This is a genomic window from Candidatus Saccharibacteria bacterium oral taxon 488 (assembly GCA_010202645.1).
GTDB lineage: Bacteria > Patescibacteriota > Saccharimonadia > Saccharimonadales > Saccharimonadaceae > Nanosynbacter.
In genome coordinates, this window is record CP047920.1 from 458168 (window position 1) to 478375 (window position 20208).

Genomic DNA, 20208 nt, shown 5'->3' on the forward strand with positions numbered 1-20208 from the left:
GCCGCTGTAAAGAATAGCCTGTCAATCCATTATATATTGAAACTTTTTAGCAGCCGCTCTTGCCCCGCACGTATTAGCTCCTGAGCCTCCTCTGTATGGAGCGGCACTAAGCGGACGTAGACCTGGCCCGATTGCTGTCCAGCGGCGACCAATATACCGAGCTGTTCATCAATATACGCAACGTGTTCAAAGCTATTCTCGCCATATTTAATACTCTCATCCCATATACTTGGATTTAATATGGCGCTATCACGCCCTCCTGACCATGTCGCAAAGACACCCATCCGGTCAATAGGGTTACTCCACTGCTTTGAGCGGACTATTGGGCCAATGAAAAGTGTATCTGCATTCGGAGCTATTTGGCGTAGTATATGATCCTCTGGGATGTCTATAGTAATACCGGCTCGGTCAGGCCCGCCGTAGCTAATGGGTATCTGGCCTGTGCCCATTGACGGCATTGTGATATGGCGAATTGACAGCGTTGGATCGAGAAAGGCAAGCTCAGGGGAAGAGAACATTGGTATCGTTGGATCTACCATGGAATCAAATAATGCACTATTTCCCATGACGCTATATCGTGAAGCATAGGGATTTGGTTTTCCACTGTCATCCTTCTCCAGACCATACCCCGCGGCGATAATGTCCTGAATAGGAGCAACATGGGGACTATGGCACCAATCTTTTACCTCCTTATCACCATCTTGCCTTACCCACGACTGCAGGGCCCAGGCATGACCAAGACCGCGCTTGACACCCTCTGGAGCAAGCATATGTCCTAATTCGTGTGCAATCGTACCAATGGACACGCCACCCACGTCGCGCACAAATGCAACTGGAGGCTGTTTATCGTCGTACACGGTTAGACCAGCGTAGTAGTCCTTTTCTGTATCAGCAGAATCGACGATAACCAGTGCCATATCACTTTCCGTTTTACGAGCATGGGCCTGACCAATCGCTTGAAGCAGACGCTGACCATAGGCAGGTTGTTTACCGTCCTCAGTTATTCGTGTTGTATCAGGCGAGTGACCATCCCGCGTGAACCGCACATTAAGGTATAGATGGCTAGTCGTTAGCGCGATACGCCCAAGAGCATCTCGTACCCCAGAGCTAATTTTTTCAATGCCTTGATGCGGCTCGGCGTTTTCTGGCAATAATTGCACGACGACAACACTTAGCGAGCCCAGCGGCGGAGCTTTTCGCTCGTTATTGCGCTGTATCGGTATATTTTGACCTTGTTCTGATCCTAGATTTTTTATAGCCTCACCGATAAGAGTTCCAGCGCCCAAGCATCCAGCACCAAGCGCCATACCTCCCAAAAAACTGCGACGGCTAACCTTCTTGCCGCTCCCGTCTGTCTCTTGGAAATGCCCAGACTCCAACTCTGGACGCTCAGACTTTGAGGATTCACACATATTTTGTCATTATACCAGCTAATTGTAGGTTTGTCAATAAAACAGGGGCGGCCCTTTTGCCATCCCCTGCTTCAGATTATTTTATTGCTATGTCGTCGCTATTTACTATTCAGCTCAACTAGCTTGTCGATCGTCTTGTCGGTGATCATCCGGTTTGCGATGTCACGGTGGACGTTCGGATCATCAAATCGCGCGGCCAGCTTAACGTCCTTGCCGTATTGCTGCTTGAAGGTGGAAATTTGCCTATCAAGCTCCTCGCGGCCAACCTCTACGCCCAGCTCCTTTGATAGCTCAGCCAGCACCAAGCCAGCCTTGACCCGCTTTTCGGCCGCCGGACGAGCTTCTTTTTTCTGCCAATCGGCTTTATCCTTGAAGCCTTGCGTCTTTAGGTACGAGTCCATTGTCAGGCCTCGATATGACAAATTCTGCATCAGATCTTGTTCAATTGACCGCAGCTGATCGTCGATTAATAGCTCTGGCAGCGCCACCTTGGAGCCATCCGCCAATTCCGCCACCAGCTCATCCTTGAGTTTTTCCTTGGCCTCGCGCTCTTTTTGCGCGGTAATCTCGCGCTTGATGTCGGCCTTGAGTTCTTTGACGTCGGTGAACGGGCCACATTTAGCGGCAAATTCATCATTGAGTTCCGGTAGCCTTAGCTCATTTACTTTATGCAGCGTTACGCTAAATACCACCTTAGCACCAGCTAGATTTTCAGCGTGGTAATCCTTCGGAAATTCGAGGTCGAGATCAAATGTCTCGCCGGCCTTGTGGCCAACTACGCCCTCTTCAAAGCCGGGGATAAACTGACCGCCACCCAGTTTCAGGGCAAAGTCCTTGGCCGAACCACCGTCAAACGCCACGCCGTCTTTCTTGCCAACAAAGTCAATGATCGCCTCATCACCTTCTTGAGCCGCACGCTTGACCTCGGCTTTATCGACAAAATTCTGCTGCATTCGCTCGATGATTTCGTCGACGTCCTTGGCCTCAACCTTGACAGCCTGAGGCTTGGCCTTGAGCTTTTTGTAATCACCTAATTTGACCGGCGGCACAACGGTCGCCTCGGCGGTGAACTCGACTTCTTGATTGGGGACAAATTTCTTGACCTCAACGCTCGGCCGTTCCAGCGCCTGGAGCTTCTCATTCATAAAGGCCTCAGCCACCGCCTTGGACAGGGCGTTGTCGAGTACCTGCTCCTGGAGCGCCATTGGATTGACGTGCTTAGCAGCCACGCTGACCGGCACTTTACCCTTACGAAATCCCGGCACCTTGAGGTCGCGCGCCATCTTGGTCAGCGCCACCTGCTCGGCTGCATTTAGCTCGTCCGCTCCGAGCGTAATTGTCAAACAAACGTTGGTATCTGATAGTTTCTTTACGGTAGTCTTCATAACTACTTATTATAACAGGGGTGGCACTAAATCTCAAACGCCGCGTCGTCATCGCCGTCGTAGCGCCGATCTTTGACCACGCTGATCATTCGCTCGAGGCTGACTTTTTGTTCGGTTGACTCGATGAGGTTTTTGATCGTGTAGACACCCGAAGCGACTTCTTCTTCGCCGACAAACGCTACGAATGGGATGTTCTTTTTGAGCGCAGTTTTCAGCTGCTTGTCTAACTTACGCCCGCTGAAATCTAACTCGGCCCGCACCCCCTCGCTGCGCAGCGTCCGCGCTAGAGCATCGGCCCCCTCCAGTAGCGCCGGATCCACCGCGATGATATACACGTCAGTATGCGTCGTTAGTTTTGGTAGTAACTCGTGCACCTCGAGGAACTGTTGCATGGTCGTCGCACCGAGCCCCACGCCGACTGTGGCGACCGGCTCGACACCAAATAGTCCGACCAGCCCATCATAACGCCCGCCACCGAATAGCGCTCGATTATTCTCCGGTGAATTATCAAAAAACTCAAACACCGTACCGGTATAATAATCCAGCCCGCGCATCAGCGTCACGTCAAACATAGCGTTACCAATACCCTTTTGGCGAAGCAGCGTCATCACCTGGCGAAGCTGCTGGACACTCGGACTATCTGCCAGCTCCTCTGGTAGATCATCGACACTGCGCATGCTGATTAGCTGCGCCAACTTCGGCAGGCCCGCTTTGGCTTCTTCTGAGCCGAAAATCTCGATGGCTTGCTCGCGGAAAGCTTCCGGCGAAATCTTATTCTTTCGATCAAGTAGCCGCGTCATCATCTGAGCACCGATCACGTCGAGGCCGAGAAACCCACTCATCAACTGATTGATCAGCTGGCGATTATTCACCCGCACCGTAAACATGTCTTCGCGCGCGCCAAAGTTCATGATGCTATGGTAGCCAAACTCGATAATCTCCGCGTCCGCCCACGGCCCTTCCGCACCAAACAGGTCGGCGTTTAATTGCCAAAACTCGCGTTCCCGCCCGCGCTGCGGCCGTTCGTAACGCATAAAATTAGCGATAGAATAGAGCCGGGCCGGCATGGGTAATTCCTGACGCCGACTGGCCACCATGCGGGAAATCGACGGCGTCATCTCTGGGCGAATTGCTACCTGTCGACCGCCGCGATCGGTGAACAAGTACGTCTGCTCGCCCGCTAACTCCTGCCCCGACTTGGCGGTATAAATATCCAGCGGCTCGAGCAAGGGTGCACCGTACTCCTCGTACCCAAAACTCTGCGCCGTGGTGTGCCACACCTTGAAAATATAGTTTTGCAGGCGCTTGTCCTCCGGGAAATAATCGCGCGCGCCCTTGTAACTCTGAGTTGATAAATTGCTCATGGTTGCTTTTATTGTGGCATAGTGGGGCGAATTTTTCAATAATAAAGGCGGGTGAGGGGTTGGAGCATATCAACCGAGCACATGCTGCTGCAGCCAGCAATACATCGCCACGGTCGCTGCCGCGCCGACGTTGATGGAGCGGGTCGAGCCGAATTGCTCGATGGCGACAATTTTATCTGCTGCCTGCGCCATTTCCTCGGAAATCCCCGGCCCTTCCTGACCAAACACCAACACCGCATGCTTTGGCAATGTCGTCTCCGCCATATTGACGCTGCCCGGGATATTGTCAATCGCAATAATTATCCTGCCCTCAGCCCGCATTAACTCGACAAACTCCGCTGTCGAACCGACATAATGTACGTGCAGATATTTATCCGTCATCATGGCGCCGCGCTTGTTCCATTGCCGCCTGCCGATGACGTAAATCTGCCGCACACCAAACGCATTGGCGCTCCTGACAATCGTTCCCATATTAAAGTCCCGTTCGGTGTTCTCCAGAGCGATCACCAAGCCGTGATCCTTGGCGTCCAGCTCCTTCACAATCTCCGCTTCGCTCCGACCTTTGAATTTGTCAATCACATTTCGCGTATCTTCCATCTCTGTTATTGTAGCAAACGTCAGGAAAAAGAGACAAAAATCTCATCATCATGAGGAATGCGGCTCACACTCAAGCTTCCACACTATCTCACAACAAACGACACCTCGATCACATCGCCGATGGTGATCTGCTCTTTCTGGCGGACTTTCGCGGGCAGCGCCAAAAACTGCGAACCATCGCCCATTGGCAGTAGCGACGTCTGCCATGATGAGCCGCCGACCGTCGCCTTCACCGCCACTAAACCCCTCACCGCGAGCGGCTTGAGTTCGTCAGTGAATTCTTGAGGCGCAGCAACATAATACCAGCCGCCAGCCTGCGGAAACAAGCGCACCTCGGATTTAAATGTGTATGGTTTTGCCATGGCTATTTTACCCCCTCTGCTGTGTTAACTACTGCGAACGTTTCATAGTCCTATCTTTTGTCTTTCCAATTCCACCATTTTTATCCATATCAAATTACTCCGACCAAACAGCAAGCTCATTGCCCGCTGGGTCTTGAAAATGAAAGCGCTTACCGCCAGGAAAATCAAATATCTCTTTCGTAATCGTAGCGCCAGCCGCCTTCACCCTATCATAGACCGCCTGAATATCCGAAACATAGATCACTGGAAGCGGAGCCGTTGCTGGATCCTCGGCATTGATACCACTACCCACGCCACTGTCGTTTGTGTCCGCATAGTCATCGCCCCATTGTTGGTACGACCAACCAAATACTTCGGTAAAGAAGTCTTTTACTGCGTTCAATTCCTTCATGCTCTTTGCCGGAAACTCTATGTAGTCGATGTGATTATTTACCTTACTCATGTAAGTAGTATATCATTTTCTCCGTTAGACATACACTGAAAAAACATACGACATTGTACTGTAATAAGTGTAATTGTTATGCGCAATCGTCTTAGTATGTTACTCCTGCCGGCAAGGTCGATGGTACCACCGGCGCCTCATCCTCAATTGACGCGCATGGGTATGAGCAGTAGTCAACTGACAGGAAGCCAGCCGATCGGTAGTTGCCACTAGCCTTCGCTCCACCAAATGGCGCCGCAGTCGTTGCGCCAGTCAGTGGCTGGTTCCAGTTAATGATGCCTGCCTTTGTTTGCTGGTAGAATACTTCGTATTGTGCACGCTCACGAGTGACGATACCAGCAGCAAGACCAAATTGTGTTGCGTTTGCTTGGGTGATTGCTTCAGCCAGCGTCTGCACTGTTGACACCTGAAGAAGCGGCCCAAAGATCTCTTCATCTGGCAATGACACGCCGGTGACATCGATCAACCCAGGACTGACAAAGTTGTCGCCAAGTGTTGGTATCGGTTCAGCAGGAACAAGAACATGTGCGCCAGCTGAGACGGCAGCATGGTACTTATCAAAGAAATGACGAACAGCCTCATGGTCAACCAACGGACCCATGAAGGGCGTTGGATTGGTGTCAAATTGGCAACCAACAACGATGCTTTCAACCGCTTGACGAAGCGCAGGAATAAATTCGTCTGCAACCGCTTTATTGACGATAAGCCGCCGCGCCGATGAGCAGCGTTGGCCGCTTGAAATATAGCCGGACTGCAGCGCAATGTGCACTGCGAGGCGTATATCATCATAGTCCCAAATGACAAGCGGGCTGTTGCCACCCATTTCGAGGGCGCAGATCTTGTCTGGTGCACCGGCAAGCTGCTTTTCGATCGATACGCCAGCCGCTCGACTACCGATGAAAAGAACGCCGTTTATCTGAGGGTGCGCAATGAGCTTTTGCGCTACGTCTCCATCGCCATGAATAATCTGAAGCACCCCATCCGGTAGTCCAGCCTGTTGCCAGAGTTGCGCGTAGTACTCACCGGCATACGGTACTTTCTCGCTTGGCTTGAAAATCACGGTATTGCCAGCGAGCAAGGCAGGCATGACATGGCTATTTGGCATGCTCATTGGGAAGTTGTACGGCCCCAGCACTGCCATAGCACCGTGAGGCCGATAGCGCGTCACCGACTGGCGTCCATTGACTTGTTTCGTAACTGTCTGAGCCCGTTGGTCATAGGCGTCAAAGACCGCCTGTACTTTATTACCAAGTGATTTGACTTCAGTGCGTGCTTCCCAGAGTGGCTTGCCATTGTCTTGCGAAATAATACGTGCAGCATCTTCGCTATGTATCGTTACTTGGTCGGCAAAAGCACGGATAATATCCTTGCGTGCATCAAGCGGTGTCGTCTCCCATATATGCTGTGCGTGTGTTGCAATAGAAACAGCCTGTGCGATTGCAGCGTCATTGGCAACACTACCAGACCAGATTGGTTCATTGGTAGCGGGGTTCTTTGAAATGAGGTCTTTTGTTGTCTTCATTAGTCTCTCGCTTAGTAGAGTGTAATCCCTTCTATGCACTACAGTATAGCATCACCACTACAAGCAACGTCAATGCGATGAAACTTGATGCATCAAAAAACCAGCCGAAGCCGGTGATGATTTCTGGTGCGGATGAAAGGACTTGAACCTTCACGTACTTGCGTACACTAGCACCTGAAGCTAGCGCGTCTACCAATTCCGCCACATCCGCGTGACTAACGAGTATTATACACGACTAGCCGCCCCGCCGCAAGGAGTTTGCCTAGCCGTTTCAGCCCGCCAGTCGGCACCAAGCATTTAACTCTTCTGCCAGCTGCTTCATCGGCACAGCAGTCTTGATACCTAGCGCGAGGATGCCCTTTGGATCAAAGATGTGCTTGATTTTTGCATATAGATCACGCTCCTCGGGCGTGAGTGTTGGCTGGACAAAGGCAGCCTTGAGCCGGCCCTCGCCACCAAATCCCGCGAACGACCCTTCGTGGCTAGTCACGATCCGCACCATGTCCGAGCAGAGTTTGAGGATACGTTGGCGGTCACTGACCTTTTTACTCGAGAACACCGGATAGCTATTGATCATGCCAGTCGTCGCGTCGATAAACAGCGGCATGGCCACGCCATACTCTTTCTCGAGTGCGCGCATCGACTTGATAAAGCCATCCAGCTGCACGCCCGGCAGCCACATCCCAGAGAATACCTGCGGCACGATACCATGCTCATCCGCGGGATGCTCCGCCAGAGTCAGCACTGAATGCAGCGTAAACGCCTCTTTCATTTCCATGTCGCGTAGCTCAACCTTTGCTGCCGTACCACCGCGAAGCGCGCGCAGTAACTTCTTGGCGGCCTTACTACGCGCTCGGTCTGAAAATGCGTGAAAGAGCGCCACTACCACGCCACCGCGATAGCATTCTTTCGGCGCCCACGCTAGTTTTTTGCCTTGGGCCGCCGCCCGCGAAAAGAGTCGCCCGTCGATCAGCTCGACCGTCGAGGCGCCCGCTTGCAGGGCCGTGTCGACCGCCGCCTGCGCTGCATTCATCGAACTATACGCGGCGCTCACCACGGTCAATTCCGGATGGATGAAGTCAGCTTTCATGATTAGCTCGCCGATGATGCCGAGGCTACCTTGAGCACCGACAAACAGCGGCGTGAGGTCAAACGAGCCGTCGCGCTGCCGCACCTGAGCGATGGTCGAAAAGCCAGTCATCTCTGGCGCGCTAGCATCAATCCGAGCGATCAGCGCTTCATTATCCGTTATCAAATTATCCAGCTGCCGGTACAGTTCGCCCTCAAATGTTGCCAGACCTTTCTTTTTGCTCAGCTCGCGTTTCGACAGCCGGCCGGTCTGCACAATATCGCCACTTGATAGGACAACCTCCATCTGGTGAATCGACTGACTCAATAGACCGTACGCTGAGGACAGCATGCCAGCCGCTTCAGTACTAATTGCGCCGCCAATCGTGCCGTCTTCGCCCGTCAATGAAATCTCTGGCAGGCCCAAACCCTTATGCGTTGACAGCACCGCTTGCGCCGCTCTATGAGAAATACCCGACTGGAGGTGGATCAGCTGCTGCTTGGTATCAATCCCGACGACGTTATGCATATGTGCCGACATGTCGATGGCGATGCCACGCCCAATCGCCGCGCCCGTACTGTCTGTGCCGCATCCGCGCGCATACACCGGCAAGACGTGGCCCTTCTCCGCTAGCTGCGAACAAAACCGCAAAATCTTGCGCACATCACTCGTATCTGCTACTCGTGCGATCAGCTCCGGCCGGCGCGCAAGCACGCTCCCGTCCCGCTGCACATCCGCCAAAGCACCGTCATGCGTCACCACTTCACCCGTCAGATGTTCATTCAAATACGTCGCAACCTTATTCATAGTCCCCCTTTTTCTGTTAGTTTCATGATAGCACGGTCGAGGTGGGGCGTAAAGTGTATTGCTCGAGGGCGACGGGTTGTGTATAATTAAGGGGCGGAGGCGCCTGACAACATGACGCACCTCCTTGGCAAGTAGCTATGCGGATGTGGTGGAATTGGTAGACACGCATGCCTTAGGAGCATGTGCCTCACGGCGTGAAGGTTCAAGTCCTTTCATCCGCACCAAGGTTTTATTTTATGGGAGATTAGCTCAGTTGGCTAGAGCGCACGATTCACATTCGTGAGGTCACAGGTTCGAGCCCTGTATTTCCCACCAGTTAATATTGATATGAATAAATATGGAATCTTTCTACGTTACATCGACCCATCTTGACATAGAAATGGAAACCGAACCTCATCCATCTGGTTTGGTTATATTTTCACGAAAGCTATCGCCCGACGGAGAGCCAATAGGGCACATAATAGTGTCTCCTAAAAACCATCATACGGATATATATTGTGACTATCTCAAGAAAAACAATGGTCTTCTAATATCAGAGCGTGAGGGCTGGGGAGTTAGCATTATGCAAGACTCTAGCCGAGACAATGTAGCTCCAAACTATTTCACGCGAGTAGAGCCCGCCTATGGAATATGTATACCTCCATCTGACAGTATACCTGATTGCCCCACCCTGCTAATAGCTGAAACAAGAAACAAAAGAGTACCAGAATTAGCTCATCAAAGACTGGGCATAGACCCGATACGCATTAAGATGGCAATTCAAGCCCTAGGTATAGTGATGGAAAATCCAGATATTTTACATAGGACCGACGACAAGACCAGATTAATGCATTTTTCCGAAGATCAGCTTGATAAACAATCTGTGACCATTTATTAAATACAATTCCCCCTACTCTTTTTATTTTCTCTCACTCATGGTAAAATTTCATATTTAAGAGGAAGGTCTGCGTTAACATCAGACCATAGTCGCGTACATTTCGTGCATTGAATTCTATTAACTACACTCATGATCAGCCTAGTGCTACAATGTAACCGTTTTATCAATCAGGGTCTTCGAGATTACACACCCCCAGAGAGCATCCCCCGCATAGTCATATGATACCATCTCTGTGGAGTGGGTCAAATCCAGCCTATCCTACTAATTTTTGAATACCTGTGCTATATTAAAAAGCAGTATGGAGAAACAATGGCGTTCATTGCCACAAATCATCAGAGCAAGAGTGGCTGGAAGATCAGCAGCCGCAGAGTAAGGCGGGTCAGTATATTCAAAGGGCGACATGAAAGTAACAGTCTTTGATGCAACGCCAGATCGCGACGTCTACATGAGAATTTCCTGCAGAGGAGTAGCCAGAAACATCAGGCTTCAACGATCAGATCCAGAGGGTGCTTTGCTAGCTCGGTTTGGTCCAGAGCTTGGCGCAGACATGATTCGCGTTATTCAACGTCGACCTGGGGTGAATCGACGTAAGGTGAGTCGTAAGTTTTTTGAAGCCATCAGGATCGACCCGCCAGAAACTAAGTGATCGAGCAGACCTTAGTAGTTGATTAATAGGAGTTACTTAAGAGGTTACTACCATTTGAGTATACCTGTCTGTCACACAGTAACAGTCCTAGAGACTCCTCCATCTCCACCACAAACGTAATCCAGTGTTATACTATTACCATGAACACTAACACCGAATACGACCCACTTCCACCCGGCCTCTTTGTCTGGATGGATTTGGAGTATACGACGACCGATGTTGATACAGCGCGGATACTCGAAGTTGCTGCGATTATTACCAACCGCCAGTTGGAGCAAATTGGCGAGCCGTTTTCTTTGGCCTGCAAGCCCAACGACTTCTCTGGGCATTCTATGCCTGAATCAGTTGTCGATATGCACACGCAAAATGGCCTACTGAACGATGTCTCCGCGTCAAAATATAACGAGGCCGCACTCGAAAAGCAAGCGCTCAATTGGCTACAGCAAACCGCAAATGACGCTGTTTTAATTCACTGCGGCTACTATCTGCAATGCGATCGCGAGATCCTCGCAAAGTGCATGCCCGCGCTGTACGAGCGTTTGGGATTCCGGCAACTTGACGTGCGTTGTGCTGAAGAAATGGCCGATGCTTGGACGAGCCAGGGGCGATATCGACGAACCAGCCGCCACAATCATCGTGCACTCGGCGATGTGAGGGAGGCAATCCTGCTAGCTGGGAAGTACAAAGAGCGGTTTATGCCGCGAGAAATGCCACACGATGCTTAGATAAAAGACAGGTACGACCACTGATAATTCAGCTAGCCAACCTTCTCATCCCCGCCCATATGTGCTACAATTAGTCACCAAAGGAAGGTCTGTTATTAATCCCAGACCATATTTTTATGAAGGACGCTAGCAAGATTCGAAATATTGCCATTATTGCCCACGTCGATCACGGCAAGACGACCATGGTTGATGGGCTGCTCAAACAGTCGCGCACATTCCGCGACAATCAGGCCGAGATGAGCCAAGAATTGATCATGGATTCGGGCGATCAGGAGCACGAACGCGGTATCACCATCACCGCCAAACAGACCTCGATTTTTTACGGTGATTATAAGATCAACATCATCGACACGCCGGGGCACGCCGATTTTTCGGGCGAGGTCGAGCGGACACTGCAGATGGCGGACGGTGTGCTGTTGATCGTTGATGCACAGGAAGGGCCGATGCCACAGACGAAGTTCGTGTTGAGCAAGGCGCTAGAACTGGGCTTGAAGCCGGTGGTGGTGATCAATAAAATTGACAAACCTGCCCGGCGAATTGCCGAGGTTGAAGACGAGCTGAGCGATCTATTTTTGGAGCTAGCGACTGATGATGCTCAACTTCAATATCCGATTTATTATGCCGTTGGGCGCGATGGCAAGGCGTGGCGGGAGATTCCTGCTGACCCGACTGAAGACGCCGATCTCACACCAATTTTTGAAGCGATTATCAACGATATCCCAGCGCCGAGCGTCACGGCTGATGGCGGCTTCCAGATGCTGGTGACCAGCCTGCAGTACGACACCTTTCAGGGTAAATATGCCATCGGGCGGATCGCTCGCGGGTCGGTCAAGCGCGGCCTGGCGGTTAGCCTGATGAAACAGGGCGAAGTGTCGGGCTCAGCGCGAATTGAGAAAGTTTTTGGCTACCGCGGGCTGAACCGCGAAGAGCTTGAGGAGGCGTTTGCTGGCGACATTGTGGCACTGGTCGGTGTAGCTGAAGCGCACATTGGCGATACGATTGCTGATAAAGAACACCCCGAAGCCTTGCCGGCGATTGCCATTGAAGCGCCGACGCTGAGCATGTACCTCGGCCCAAACACTAGCCCGATGAAAGGTCGCGAGGGCGAATTTACCACCTCGCGGCAAATTGGCGACCGATTGCGGCGAGAGCTGGAAACCAACGTGGCGCTGCGCGTTGAAGAAAACGGCATCGGCTTTACGGTGTCTGGCCGCGGCGAGCTGCACCTGAGCGTCTTGATCGAGACCATGCGGCGCGAAGGCTTTGAGTTTGAAGTCGGCCGTCCGCAAGTGGTCACCATCACTGAGGACGGTGTCGAAAAAGAGCCAATTGAAGAACTACAAATCGAAATTAGCAGTGAATTCATCGGCGCAATCAGCCAGGAGTTGGGTGCGCGCCACGCTGAAATGAAATCGCAAGAAACCACCGCCAGCGGCGTTACCCGCATGACCTACGTGCTGCCGACGAGAGCGTTGATCGGTCTACGCAACGTACTGTTGACCGCTACCAAAGGCACCGTAATCATGAATTCCCTGCCGTACGGCTATCAACCGCTGGGCGGCAAATTGCCAAAAACCCGCAGCGGCGTACTCATCGCCTTTGAAGCTGGCACTACCACACCGTATGCACTACAGGCGGCCGAGGCGCGCGGTGAACTCTTGGTCGGACCTGGCACGGAAGTCTACGCCGGTATGATCGTCGGTATTTATAACCGCCAAGAAGACATTGAGATTAACGTTTGCAAGGCTAAACACCTGACCAACATGCGTTCCAAATCGTCCGATGGCACGGTACAGTTGACGCCATTTACGCAGTTTAGTCTGGAGCAATGTATCGACTTTATCGAGGACGACGAACTGTTGGAAGTGACGCCAAAATCCCTGCGCCTGCGCAAACGCTACCTCGACGCTAATGAGCGAAAGCGCGCCGCCAAACGGTAGACCCCACCCCGACAAACTCCCGATTGACAAAATACATAAGAAACTTAACGTTACTATAGATTATCCCACGGTAACACGCTATACTTAACCATATGCTTCCCAAAAAAACCACAACAATTATCAAGCGCACGTTAGCACGCACCGCCCAGCGCATCACACCGATCGACCGCAAAGATCCCGACGAAAAGCTCGGGCAGTTGTTTCATGAGGTGCAGTCACACCGCGTGTTTGCCGATGGTAAAACTTTCGTCGATCTCGTACCGCGAAAGCGCGCCACCCGCATCCTCCAGGAGTATCGCCTGGCCCGACGTGATCCCAACTTTCGGCTGGATGAATTTGTGAAGCTACATTTTTATGAATTTGAATCGCCGGTCAAAAAGGTGAGCTTTGTCCAGGCAGACTCTGCCAGACAGCACGTCACCAATCTCTGGCCGCTGCTCATCCGCCGCGCCCACAAGTCGAAGGGTTCGCTGATCGCCCTGCCGCATGATTACGTGGTGCCGGGCGGTCGATTTGCTGAGCAATTTTACTGGGATACGTATTTTATCATGCTGGGTCTGGCGGTGGACGGCAAGTGGAAGCTGATCGACGGCATGATGAAAAATTATGTATACATGATTCAGCGCTTTGGTTTCATCCCGACTGCTAATCGGACGTACTTTCTCAGTCGCAGCCAGCCGCCGTTTTTTGCAGCGATGGTCAAGCTCCTCGCCAGCAAACCCGGCCGGCGTGCCCCAAGCTTGACTTATCTCGAGTACTTTCCCTCACTACTGGCCGAATACAAGTTCTGGATGAAAGGCCAGCGCAAGCTTTCGAGCATCGACTTTATGGCTACCAACCGCGTGGTAGCCATGCCTGATGGCCAGGTGCTCAATCGCTACTACGACGACAAGGCCACGCCGCGCCCAGAAAGTCGCCGCGAAGATATCGAAACCGCCAGGAACAGCCGCTCCGCCAACAAGGCCAAGGTCTATCTCGACCTGCGGGCTGGGGCTGAGAGTGGCTGGGATTTTAGTTCACGCTGGTTTGGCGATCCGCACGACATTGAAACGATTCAAACGACTGACCTCGTGCCGATTGACCTGAATTGTTTATTGTACGAACTAGAGATGACGATCGCCCATTGTTACGGCGTACTGCGTCAGGCGCCGCTTAAGAAACGCTTTATTCGCTTGGCTGAGCGCCGCGCCGAGAGCATCCGCCAGCACTGTTGGAATGAAACCGACGGCTTTTTCTATGATTATAATTTCCGCACCGGTCATCAGACGAGCCACGCCACGCTGGCCGGCGTCTTCCCGCTCTACAGCGGTATCGCCACCAAGAAACAAGCCAAGCGCGTGGCCGAGAAATTAGAACGCGAGTTTTTGCGCGATGGTGGACTGCGGATGACGCTGGTTGACAATGGTCAGCAATGGGACGCGCCAAATGGCTGGGCGCCGCTGCAGTGGGTGGCGGTTTGCGGTTTGAAGCGATACGGACTTGACGAGCTAGCGGAAGAAATTAGAAAGCGCTGGCTGGCTTCGACCGAGCGCGTCTTTGCTGATCAGGGCAAGATGATCGAGAAATATGACGTTGATAGCGAGTCACGCATTGGTGGCGGTGGTGAATATCCGTTGCAAGACGGCTTTGGCTGGACCAATGGCGTGTACGCGGCGCTGTATGATCGGTTTGATGAGCGCTGCCCAAGGTAAGCTAATTCTTGGTCGGACGCGGAATGGCTTCTGGCAAAAATCCTTTTTTGTGCTGGAAGCCAGCTTGCCATTTGTAATCTTTGTTATAACCTAGATCTTTCATGAGCTTGGTCGGAGCGTTACGAAGATGCAGCGGCACCGGCGAGTTCGGGTACTTGTGCGCCAGAGAAAAAGCCTCATTCATCAAATCAGTAATTTCGCGCGATTTCTGGCTGCGCGCCAGGGCGATGGCGCAATGGAATAGATTATATTTGGCTTCAGGCAGCCCAACGCGCTCCACCGCCTCAAAGGTAGCAACTGCCAGACTCAACGCGCCGTTACCGGCCAGTCCAATGTCTTCTGACGCAAAGATAACCATCCGCCGAGCAATGAACTTTGGATCTTCACCGGCGTCAATCATGCGCGCCAAATAATACGCCGCAGCTGTCGCATCACTGCCCCGCAGTGATTTGATAAACGCCGAGATGACGTCATAATGCGCATCGCCCTTTTTATCATAGCCCGGCAGTCGCCGCTGAGCCGCTGCCTTGACAACCTCAGGCGTGACCTTCCCGCCAAAACTTAACGCCAATTCCAAATTACCCAAAGCCACCCGCGCATCGCCGTCCGCCAGTTCCGCCAGATAGTCTAAAGCTTTGGGTGACACCCGCTTGGTTTGTTTCAAAGTCTTCAGCGCTCGCTTCAGCACCAATACAATTTCATCTTTGGTCAGTTGCTGGAGCACCAGCACTCGCGTCCGGCTGAGCAGCGGCGTGATCACCTCAAAACTCGGATTCTCGGTCGTCGCACCAATCAAGGTAATCAGCCCGCTCTCGACGTGCGGCAAAAACGCATCCTGCTGCGCCTTGTTGAAGCGGTGGATCTCATCGACAAACAATATCGTCCTCAGCCCCAAATTCCAGTTCTGCCGAGCGTGCTCAATTACCCGTTCGACATCTTTCTTACCGCTAGTCACCGCTGACAGCTCAATAAATTCGGCATTGACTTCGCGGGCGATAATTCGCGCCAGCGTCGTTTTGCCAGTCCCCGGCGGCCCCCACAAAATCAAACTGACCGGCTCAGCGCGCCTCACAATCTGGCGAAGTAACTCGCCCTCGCCCAGCAAATGACTCTGCCCAATCACCTCATCCAATTTTTGTGGCCGCATCTGTTCGGCCAGGGGTTGTCGCCCGTCTATCACCACCTGGCATCCTCTCGCGGATGGTACTGTGAAAAGCGTGAGAAACAATCGGCCGGTCGCCGCCCGAGCGGTTTTGTCTGCAGACGTAACCCTCGATCAATCTGCTGAGCGCTTTCACAGACGATAGTAAACTCCGGCGAGGTCACGTATTCTCGCCATGTCATTCCATCTAGCGGTGCACACTGATCAAGCATTGCAAGTGTCGTTTGATGTACGCTGTCTGCCTCTGATTGACCATCCTTGCGACGAGACCAACGCTGCCCGGCTGCCGTCATTTCCGGCGGTAACGCACAGCCAGCCCAGTGTAAAACCCGCGCCGCTGCTCCATTGACCAGACCAGCACCACCAGAACAGTGACTGGTCAGTCGCACAAGTGCCGCATGACGTTCCGCCTCATCAGTGGTGAGCGGTATGGCCGATGTACGACCAGTTTTAACCGCCATCTCACACGCCAATAGCTTTTGGTCGAGCTCCCTAAGCAGCTCATCTAGCCGCTCGCTGCTATCTTTGATGGTATCGACTAGTGGCGGCAGATTGTCGACTGCCCCCCTAAGGAACTCAGGCTCACGCTCGCTATACTCGCGCAATCGGACAGCCTGAGATATCTGACACAACCCCCCTATCGCCACCGCTATACCACCAAAAAATGTCGCCTGCTGACCAGCTTCTGGTAACACATTATGCCACACCTCACCAGATAGGGCTGTCAACATGCCGGCGACTACACTAATATTACCGACAACCTCACGCCCGCTGCACCCAGTCATTGGGCCACTACCACCGATGACCTCAGGTGACAGTGATCTATTTCTCCTATTTCTTTCATTCTCCGCCATCATCGTTTCATTATATCACGCCCAGAAATTCGCCTCGTCAGGGCATAGTGCGCTATACTGGGATAATGGATAGATTACGCGTTCTCCTCATACTTGGCGGCGAGTCATCCGAGCACGAGGTCTCGATCAGTTCCGCTACTAATGTGCTGGCGGCACTGGACACAGCACGCTACGACATTAACCTATGCTACATCGACCGTGTTGGTCAGTGGCGGCTCGTCGAGACGATCGAGGCACGCGACCAACCAAGCCCACACTTAATGCCACAACTCGGCCAGCGGTCGCTGCTCATCGACGGTGTTGACCCGCTGCCGATTGACGTGATAATTCCGGTGCTTCACGGCAAAAATGGCGAGGACGGCAGCGTGCAAGGTCTGGCGCAGCTACTTCATATTCCCTATGTCGGCCCAAGTCTCCTTTCGGCGGCTGTCACCATGGACAAAGACATGACCAAGCGGCTGGCGCTCGGCGCTCACGTTCCGGTTGTGCCGTGGCGCACGCTAGCAAGTGATGCGCCGCAACCGACCTTCGCCGAGATAGCTGATGAGCTTGGTACGCCTGTTTTTATCAAGCCATCCCGTGCTGGCTCGTCCGTCGGTGTCAACAAAGTCCACTCGGCCGAAGCATTCACCACCGCGCTTGACGAAGCCTTTCGCCACGACAACACCGTGTTGATCGAACAAGCGATCACCGCCCGCGAGCTTGAGCTGGCTGTCCTCGGCTACGGCACATCTGCCCGCGTCAGCGTACCTGGTGAGATTCTTCCTGGCGAAGAGTTTTATAGCTACGACGATAAGTACAGCACCGCTAGCACCTCACGCGTTGTTATCCCCGCGGAGGTTGACGAGTCAGTGACGGTAGAACTACAGCGCCTCGCACTGACTGCCTACCGCGCAACCGGTGGACACGGCATGGCACGAGTTGACTTTTTCCTTGATCCGACGGGCCAGATTTTTCTCAACGAGATTAATAGCATCCCCGGCTTCACCAACATCAGTATGTATCCGAAGCTCTGGGAAGCTTCGGGCCTCAGCCCACAGGCGCTGGTTGACGAGCTGATCAAGGAGGCGCTTGCCAGCCGCTCTATACGTGGCGTATAATTTCCTTATAAACAGGAGGTCAATATGGAAATAGTAGCAGTAATTTTAGTCATCGTACTGATGTTTGTACTGAGCGGCATTAGGGTAGTCAACCAATACCAGCGCGGCGTAGTATTGACGCTGGGTAAATTTACTGGCGTACGCGAGCCAGGCCTAAGGGTGGTGGTACCGATTTTTCAGACGATGATGATGGTGGATGTGCGTTCCACGCCAATTGATGTGCCGAAACAAGAAGTCATCACCAAAGACAACGTCACTGTCGGCGTTGACGCGGTGGTCTACTTCCGAGTGATTAACGCGCCAAAGGCAGTGCTGGAGACGACCAACTACATTTATGCCACCAGCCAATTTGCCCAGGCTGCCCTGCGCGACGTCACCGGTAACGTCGATATGGACGATCTGCTCGCCAAACGGGAGGAGATTTCACAGCAGATTAAAGAAATTGTTGACGCCGAGACTGACAAATGGGGTATCGATGTTGAGAATGTCAAGATTCAGAACATCGAACTTCCGGGTGATATGAAGCGTGCCATGGCCAAGCAGGCCGAAGCCGAGCGTGAGCGCCGCGCCAACATCATCAACGCCGACGGTGAAAAAGCTGCTGCCGAAACATTGGCGCAAGCCGCCGAGATCCTGGCAAAAACCCAAGGCGCGATTAACCTGCGCACCCTGAACACACTGGAGCGCATCTCCACCGAACCATCACAAAAGACGATGATGCTCTTCCCGATTGAACTGATTGACGCAATTCGCGGCGGTAAGAAATAGCACGCCTCGCACGGTTGATTGCACATGATGGAGCTGCTTCAAACGTCCCGCGGTACGATCGAATATCGACATGACATGCACGGCTCGTTAACGGTTCTCATTTTGAACGGCGGTCACACGACTGCCGCCATGCGTACGGGTGAGGATTACTTCGTTAGTCGCGGCTATTCAATCCTCAGCGTCAGCCGACCCGGCTATGGTGGGACAGATACGGCGCTTAGCGAAACCTATGGCGAGTTCGAACAGGCGACAAACGAGTTGCTAGAGCAGCTCGGGATTGAGCGTGTCATCCTGGTCGGCATATCGGCTGGCGGCAGAGCGGCGATGCGGTTCGCCGAGCTTCACCCCGACAGCGTTGATAAACTCGTCCTGATGAGCGCGGTGAGTTTCAAGAAATGGCCTAGTCAAAGTACTCGTATGGCAGCCCGTATCGCGTTTAATCCTGTGCTCGAACATGCAACGTGGGCAGTGATGCGCTGGCTGCTCCGCAGATGGTCGCGAAAAATAGTCAGTTATTTGTTTCAACAACTCACGACATTGGACGCGCGTGACGTGCTTGCTAGCTACCCGCCGTCGTCTATCGATGCAATCGCGTCGATGTTTATGCAATTTCGCTCTGGCAGTGGGTTCATGAATGACATTAGTCGGCGTTTGATGAAGGGTAATCCCGAAACTATCACACAACCGACGCTTATACTGCATAGTAAGTATGATGGTTCGGTTCCGCTCGACCATCCGCTTCACACCGCGAAGCAGATCAAGCACGCCGTGCTTTCCATCAATAATACCGAATCGCACGTGATGTGGCTGAGTCCTAGGTGGATGGAAGTTGAAAATACGCTCGATGAGTTTCTCGCTTCAAAGTGATAAGGGCGCCGCTTAAATCATTATTCTGCCAAGTTCAGCGATTGCCTGGCTTCTTCGTTGCACGAGGCGGTCGCGACATTTCGGGGGGCTGGTCGAGCAACGAAAGGATACACTTAGGCATACAGCTGCGGACGCCTGTTGAGATGTTGCAGAGGTGGTGAGGTGGTGAGGTGATACGATAGATATACACGATCAGCAGACTATGTATTCAAAGTGGCTACCGCTACTTGAAAATAATGGCTTGGCAGTGTCATAATATTACAAATATGTTAGAGTTTGGTTCGACCGAAGATAAGACTGCATTACAAGCAAGTCTTAATAAATCACGAAAGTTGTGGCGCAAGATACTAGATATAGCCCAAAAAAGCTAAGTCATCATAAATAAACTATCTAAGAGCAGTAAAACGTAAGGAGAGCAATTATGAGTAAACAAAACTATACCGAAGAATTTAGCGTTAACGGCGATCAAGTTGTCGAGAAGGTCAAGCAGCTTATCAAAGAAGGCAACGTCCGCCGATTATTACTACCGACACTTGCAGCACTCGGCGCGGCGGTGGCGTTGATGGCGCAGTGCACAATCGCGGTAGAGCGGCGGGATTAAACAACGGTCTAGTTTAT

The 20208-nt window shown here is 52.5% G+C and carries 17 protein-coding genes and 3 tRNA genes; 9 read left to right on the plus strand and 11 right to left on the minus strand.

Annotation, left to right across the window (positions count from 1 at the left end):
• Positions 1 to 29: 29 nt before the first annotated feature.
• The 9 genes from GWK77_02550 to GWK77_02590 form a co-directional block, all read right to left on the minus strand.
• Complete coding sequence (locus GWK77_02550; GenBank protein ID QHU93048.1) at positions 30 to 1412, minus strand: twin-arginine translocation signal domain-containing protein; 1383 nt, start codon at positions 1410 to 1412, stop codon at positions 30 to 32.
• Positions 1413 to 1510: 98 nt separating this feature from the next.
• Complete coding sequence (gene tig / locus GWK77_02555) at positions 1511 to 2797, minus strand: trigger factor (GenBank protein ID QHU93049.1); 1287 nt, start codon at positions 2795 to 2797, stop codon at positions 1511 to 1513.
• Positions 2798 to 2823: 26 nt separating this feature from the next.
• Positions 2824 to 4161 carry a histidine--tRNA ligase gene (locus GWK77_02560; protein ID QHU93050.1) on the minus strand — a complete coding sequence of 446 codons (1338 nt, stop codon included), beginning with the start codon at positions 4159 to 4161 and terminating at the stop codon, positions 2824 to 2826.
• 69 nt (positions 4162 to 4230) lie between these two features.
• On the minus strand, positions 4231 to 4758 hold the full coding sequence (locus tag GWK77_02565; protein ID QHU93051.1) for a TrmH family RNA methyltransferase: 528 nt from the start codon (positions 4756 to 4758) through the stop codon (positions 4231 to 4233).
• Between the two features lie 83 nt (positions 4759 to 4841).
• The gene (locus GWK77_02570; GenBank protein ID QHU93052.1) at positions 4842 to 5120 is read right to left on the minus strand and encodes a DUF1905 domain-containing protein; all 279 of its coding nucleotides are present in this window, start codon (positions 5118 to 5120) and stop codon (positions 4842 to 4844) included.
• A gap of 94 nt (positions 5121 to 5214) precedes the next feature.
• Entirely contained in the window at positions 5215 to 5562 is a 348-nt protein-coding gene (locus GWK77_02575; GenBank protein ID QHU93053.1) for a VOC family protein, read from the minus strand.
• A 91-nt stretch (positions 5563 to 5653) separates the two neighbouring features.
• Entirely contained in the window at positions 5654 to 7084 is a 1431-nt protein-coding gene (locus GWK77_02580) for an aldehyde dehydrogenase family protein (GenBank protein ID QHU93054.1), read from the minus strand.
• A 124-nt stretch (positions 7085 to 7208) separates the two neighbouring features.
• A tRNA-Leu gene (locus tag GWK77_02585) sits at positions 7209 to 7295 on the minus strand.
• Between the two features lie 60 nt (positions 7296 to 7355).
• Positions 7356 to 8960: an FAD-binding protein gene (locus tag GWK77_02590; protein ID QHU93055.1), complete on the minus strand. Its 1605-nt coding sequence runs from the start codon at positions 8958 to 8960 to the stop codon at positions 7356 to 7358.
• A 139-nt stretch (positions 8961 to 9099) separates the two neighbouring features.
• On the opposite strand from GWK77_02590, the gene GWK77_02595 reads away from it, so the two are divergent.
• The 5 genes from GWK77_02595 (at position 9100) to treF (ending at position 14839) form a co-directional block, all read left to right on the plus strand.
• Positions 9100 to 9184, plus strand: a tRNA-Leu gene (locus GWK77_02595).
• A gap of 14 nt (positions 9185 to 9198) precedes the next feature.
• A tRNA-Val gene (locus GWK77_02600) sits at positions 9199 to 9275 on the plus strand.
• A gap of 1348 nt (positions 9276 to 10623) precedes the next feature.
• Positions 10624 to 11208 (plus strand): oligoribonuclease, encoded by a 585-nt coding sequence (locus GWK77_02605; GenBank protein QHU93056.1) that lies wholly within the window; start codon positions 10624 to 10626, stop codon positions 11206 to 11208.
• Positions 11209 to 11324: 116 nt separating this feature from the next.
• Positions 11325 to 13148, plus strand: coding sequence for a translational GTPase TypA (gene typA / locus GWK77_02610; GenBank protein QHU93057.1), 1824 nt, complete (start codon positions 11325 to 11327; stop codon positions 13146 to 13148).
• A gap of 92 nt (positions 13149 to 13240) precedes the next feature.
• Positions 13241 to 14839: an alpha,alpha-trehalase TreF gene (gene treF / locus GWK77_02615; GenBank protein QHU93058.1), complete on the plus strand. Its 1599-nt coding sequence runs from the start codon at positions 13241 to 13243 to the stop codon at positions 14837 to 14839.
• Between the two features lies 1 nt (position 14840).
• Here the strand turns inward: treF and GWK77_02620 are convergent, their stop codons facing one another.
• On the minus strand, positions 14841 to 15986 hold the full coding sequence (locus GWK77_02620) for an AAA family ATPase (protein QHU93418.1): 1146 nt from the start codon (positions 15984 to 15986) through the stop codon (positions 14841 to 14843).
• 29 nt (positions 15987 to 16015) lie between these two features.
• Positions 16016 to 16858 (minus strand): hypothetical protein, encoded by an 843-nt coding sequence (locus tag GWK77_02625; GenBank protein QHU93059.1) that lies wholly within the window; start codon positions 16856 to 16858, stop codon positions 16016 to 16018.
• Between the two features lie 62 nt (positions 16859 to 16920).
• Here GWK77_02625 and GWK77_02630 point away from each other — a divergent pair, with 62 nt between their 5' ends.
• The 4 genes from GWK77_02630 to GWK77_02645 all read left to right on the plus strand — a co-directional run bounded on the left by GWK77_02630 (position 16921) and on the right by GWK77_02645 (position 20191).
• Positions 16921 to 17955, plus strand: coding sequence for a D-alanine--D-alanine ligase (locus GWK77_02630; protein ID QHU93060.1), 1035 nt, complete (start codon positions 16921 to 16923; stop codon positions 17953 to 17955).
• 24 nt (positions 17956 to 17979) lie between these two features.
• Positions 17980 to 18723 carry a slipin family protein gene (locus tag GWK77_02635; protein ID QHU93061.1) on the plus strand — a complete coding sequence of 248 codons (744 nt, stop codon included), beginning with the start codon at positions 17980 to 17982 and terminating at the stop codon, positions 18721 to 18723.
• A 24-nt stretch (positions 18724 to 18747) separates the two neighbouring features.
• Complete coding sequence (locus tag GWK77_02640) at positions 18748 to 19590, plus strand: alpha/beta fold hydrolase (protein QHU93062.1); 843 nt, start codon at positions 18748 to 18750, stop codon at positions 19588 to 19590.
• Between the two features lie 421 nt (positions 19591 to 20011).
• On the plus strand, positions 20012 to 20191 hold the full coding sequence (locus tag GWK77_02645) for a DUF4342 domain-containing protein (protein ID QHU93063.1): 180 nt from the start codon (positions 20012 to 20014) through the stop codon (positions 20189 to 20191).
• Positions 20192 to 20208 lie beyond the last annotated feature (17 nt).

Excerpts from the sequence above, each read along its gene's own strand:
- GWK77_02550 (QHU93048.1), bottom strand. The coding sequence starts at position 1,412 with ATGTGTGAATCCTCAAAGTCTGAGCGTCCAGAGTTGGAGTCTGGGCAT.
- tig (QHU93049.1), bottom strand. The coding sequence starts at position 2,797 with ATGAAGACTACCGTAAAGAAACTATCAGATACCAACGTTTGTTTGACA.
- GWK77_02560 (QHU93050.1), bottom strand. The coding sequence starts at position 4,161 with ATGAGCAATTTATCAACTCAGAGTTACAAGGGCGCGCGCGATTATTTC.
- GWK77_02565 (QHU93051.1), bottom strand. The coding sequence starts at position 4,758 with ATGGAAGATACGCGAAATGTGATTGACAAATTCAAAGGTCGGAGCGAA.
- GWK77_02570 (QHU93052.1), bottom strand. The coding sequence starts at position 5,120 with ATGGCAAAACCATACACATTTAAATCCGAGGTGCGCTTGTTTCCGCAG.
- GWK77_02575 (QHU93053.1), bottom strand. The coding sequence starts at position 5,562 with ATGAGTAAGGTAAATAATCACATCGACTACATAGAGTTTCCGGCAAAG.
- GWK77_02580 (QHU93054.1), bottom strand. The coding sequence starts at position 7,084 with ATGAAGACAACAAAAGACCTCATTTCAAAGAACCCCGCTACCAATGAA.
- GWK77_02590 (QHU93055.1), bottom strand. The coding sequence starts at position 8,960 with ATGAATAAGGTTGCGACGTATTTGAATGAACATCTGACGGGTGAAGTG.
- GWK77_02605 (QHU93056.1), top strand. The coding sequence starts at position 10,624 with ATGAACACTAACACCGAATACGACCCACTTCCACCCGGCCTCTTTGTC.
- typA (QHU93057.1), top strand. The coding sequence starts at position 11,325 with ATGAAGGACGCTAGCAAGATTCGAAATATTGCCATTATTGCCCACGTC.
- treF (QHU93058.1), top strand. The coding sequence starts at position 13,241 with ATGCTTCCCAAAAAAACCACAACAATTATCAAGCGCACGTTAGCACGC.
- GWK77_02620 (QHU93418.1), bottom strand. The coding sequence starts at position 15,986 with ATGCGGCCACAAAAATTGGATGAGGTGATTGGGCAGAGTCATTTGCTG.
- GWK77_02625 (QHU93059.1), bottom strand. The coding sequence starts at position 16,858 with ATGATGGCGGAGAATGAAAGAAATAGGAGAAATAGATCACTGTCACCT.
- GWK77_02630 (QHU93060.1), top strand. The coding sequence starts at position 16,921 with ATGGATAGATTACGCGTTCTCCTCATACTTGGCGGCGAGTCATCCGAG.
- GWK77_02635 (QHU93061.1), top strand. The coding sequence starts at position 17,980 with ATGGAAATAGTAGCAGTAATTTTAGTCATCGTACTGATGTTTGTACTG.
- GWK77_02640 (QHU93062.1), top strand. The coding sequence starts at position 18,748 with ATGATGGAGCTGCTTCAAACGTCCCGCGGTACGATCGAATATCGACAT.
- GWK77_02645 (QHU93063.1), top strand. The coding sequence starts at position 20,012 with ATGAGTAAACAAAACTATACCGAAGAATTTAGCGTTAACGGCGATCAA.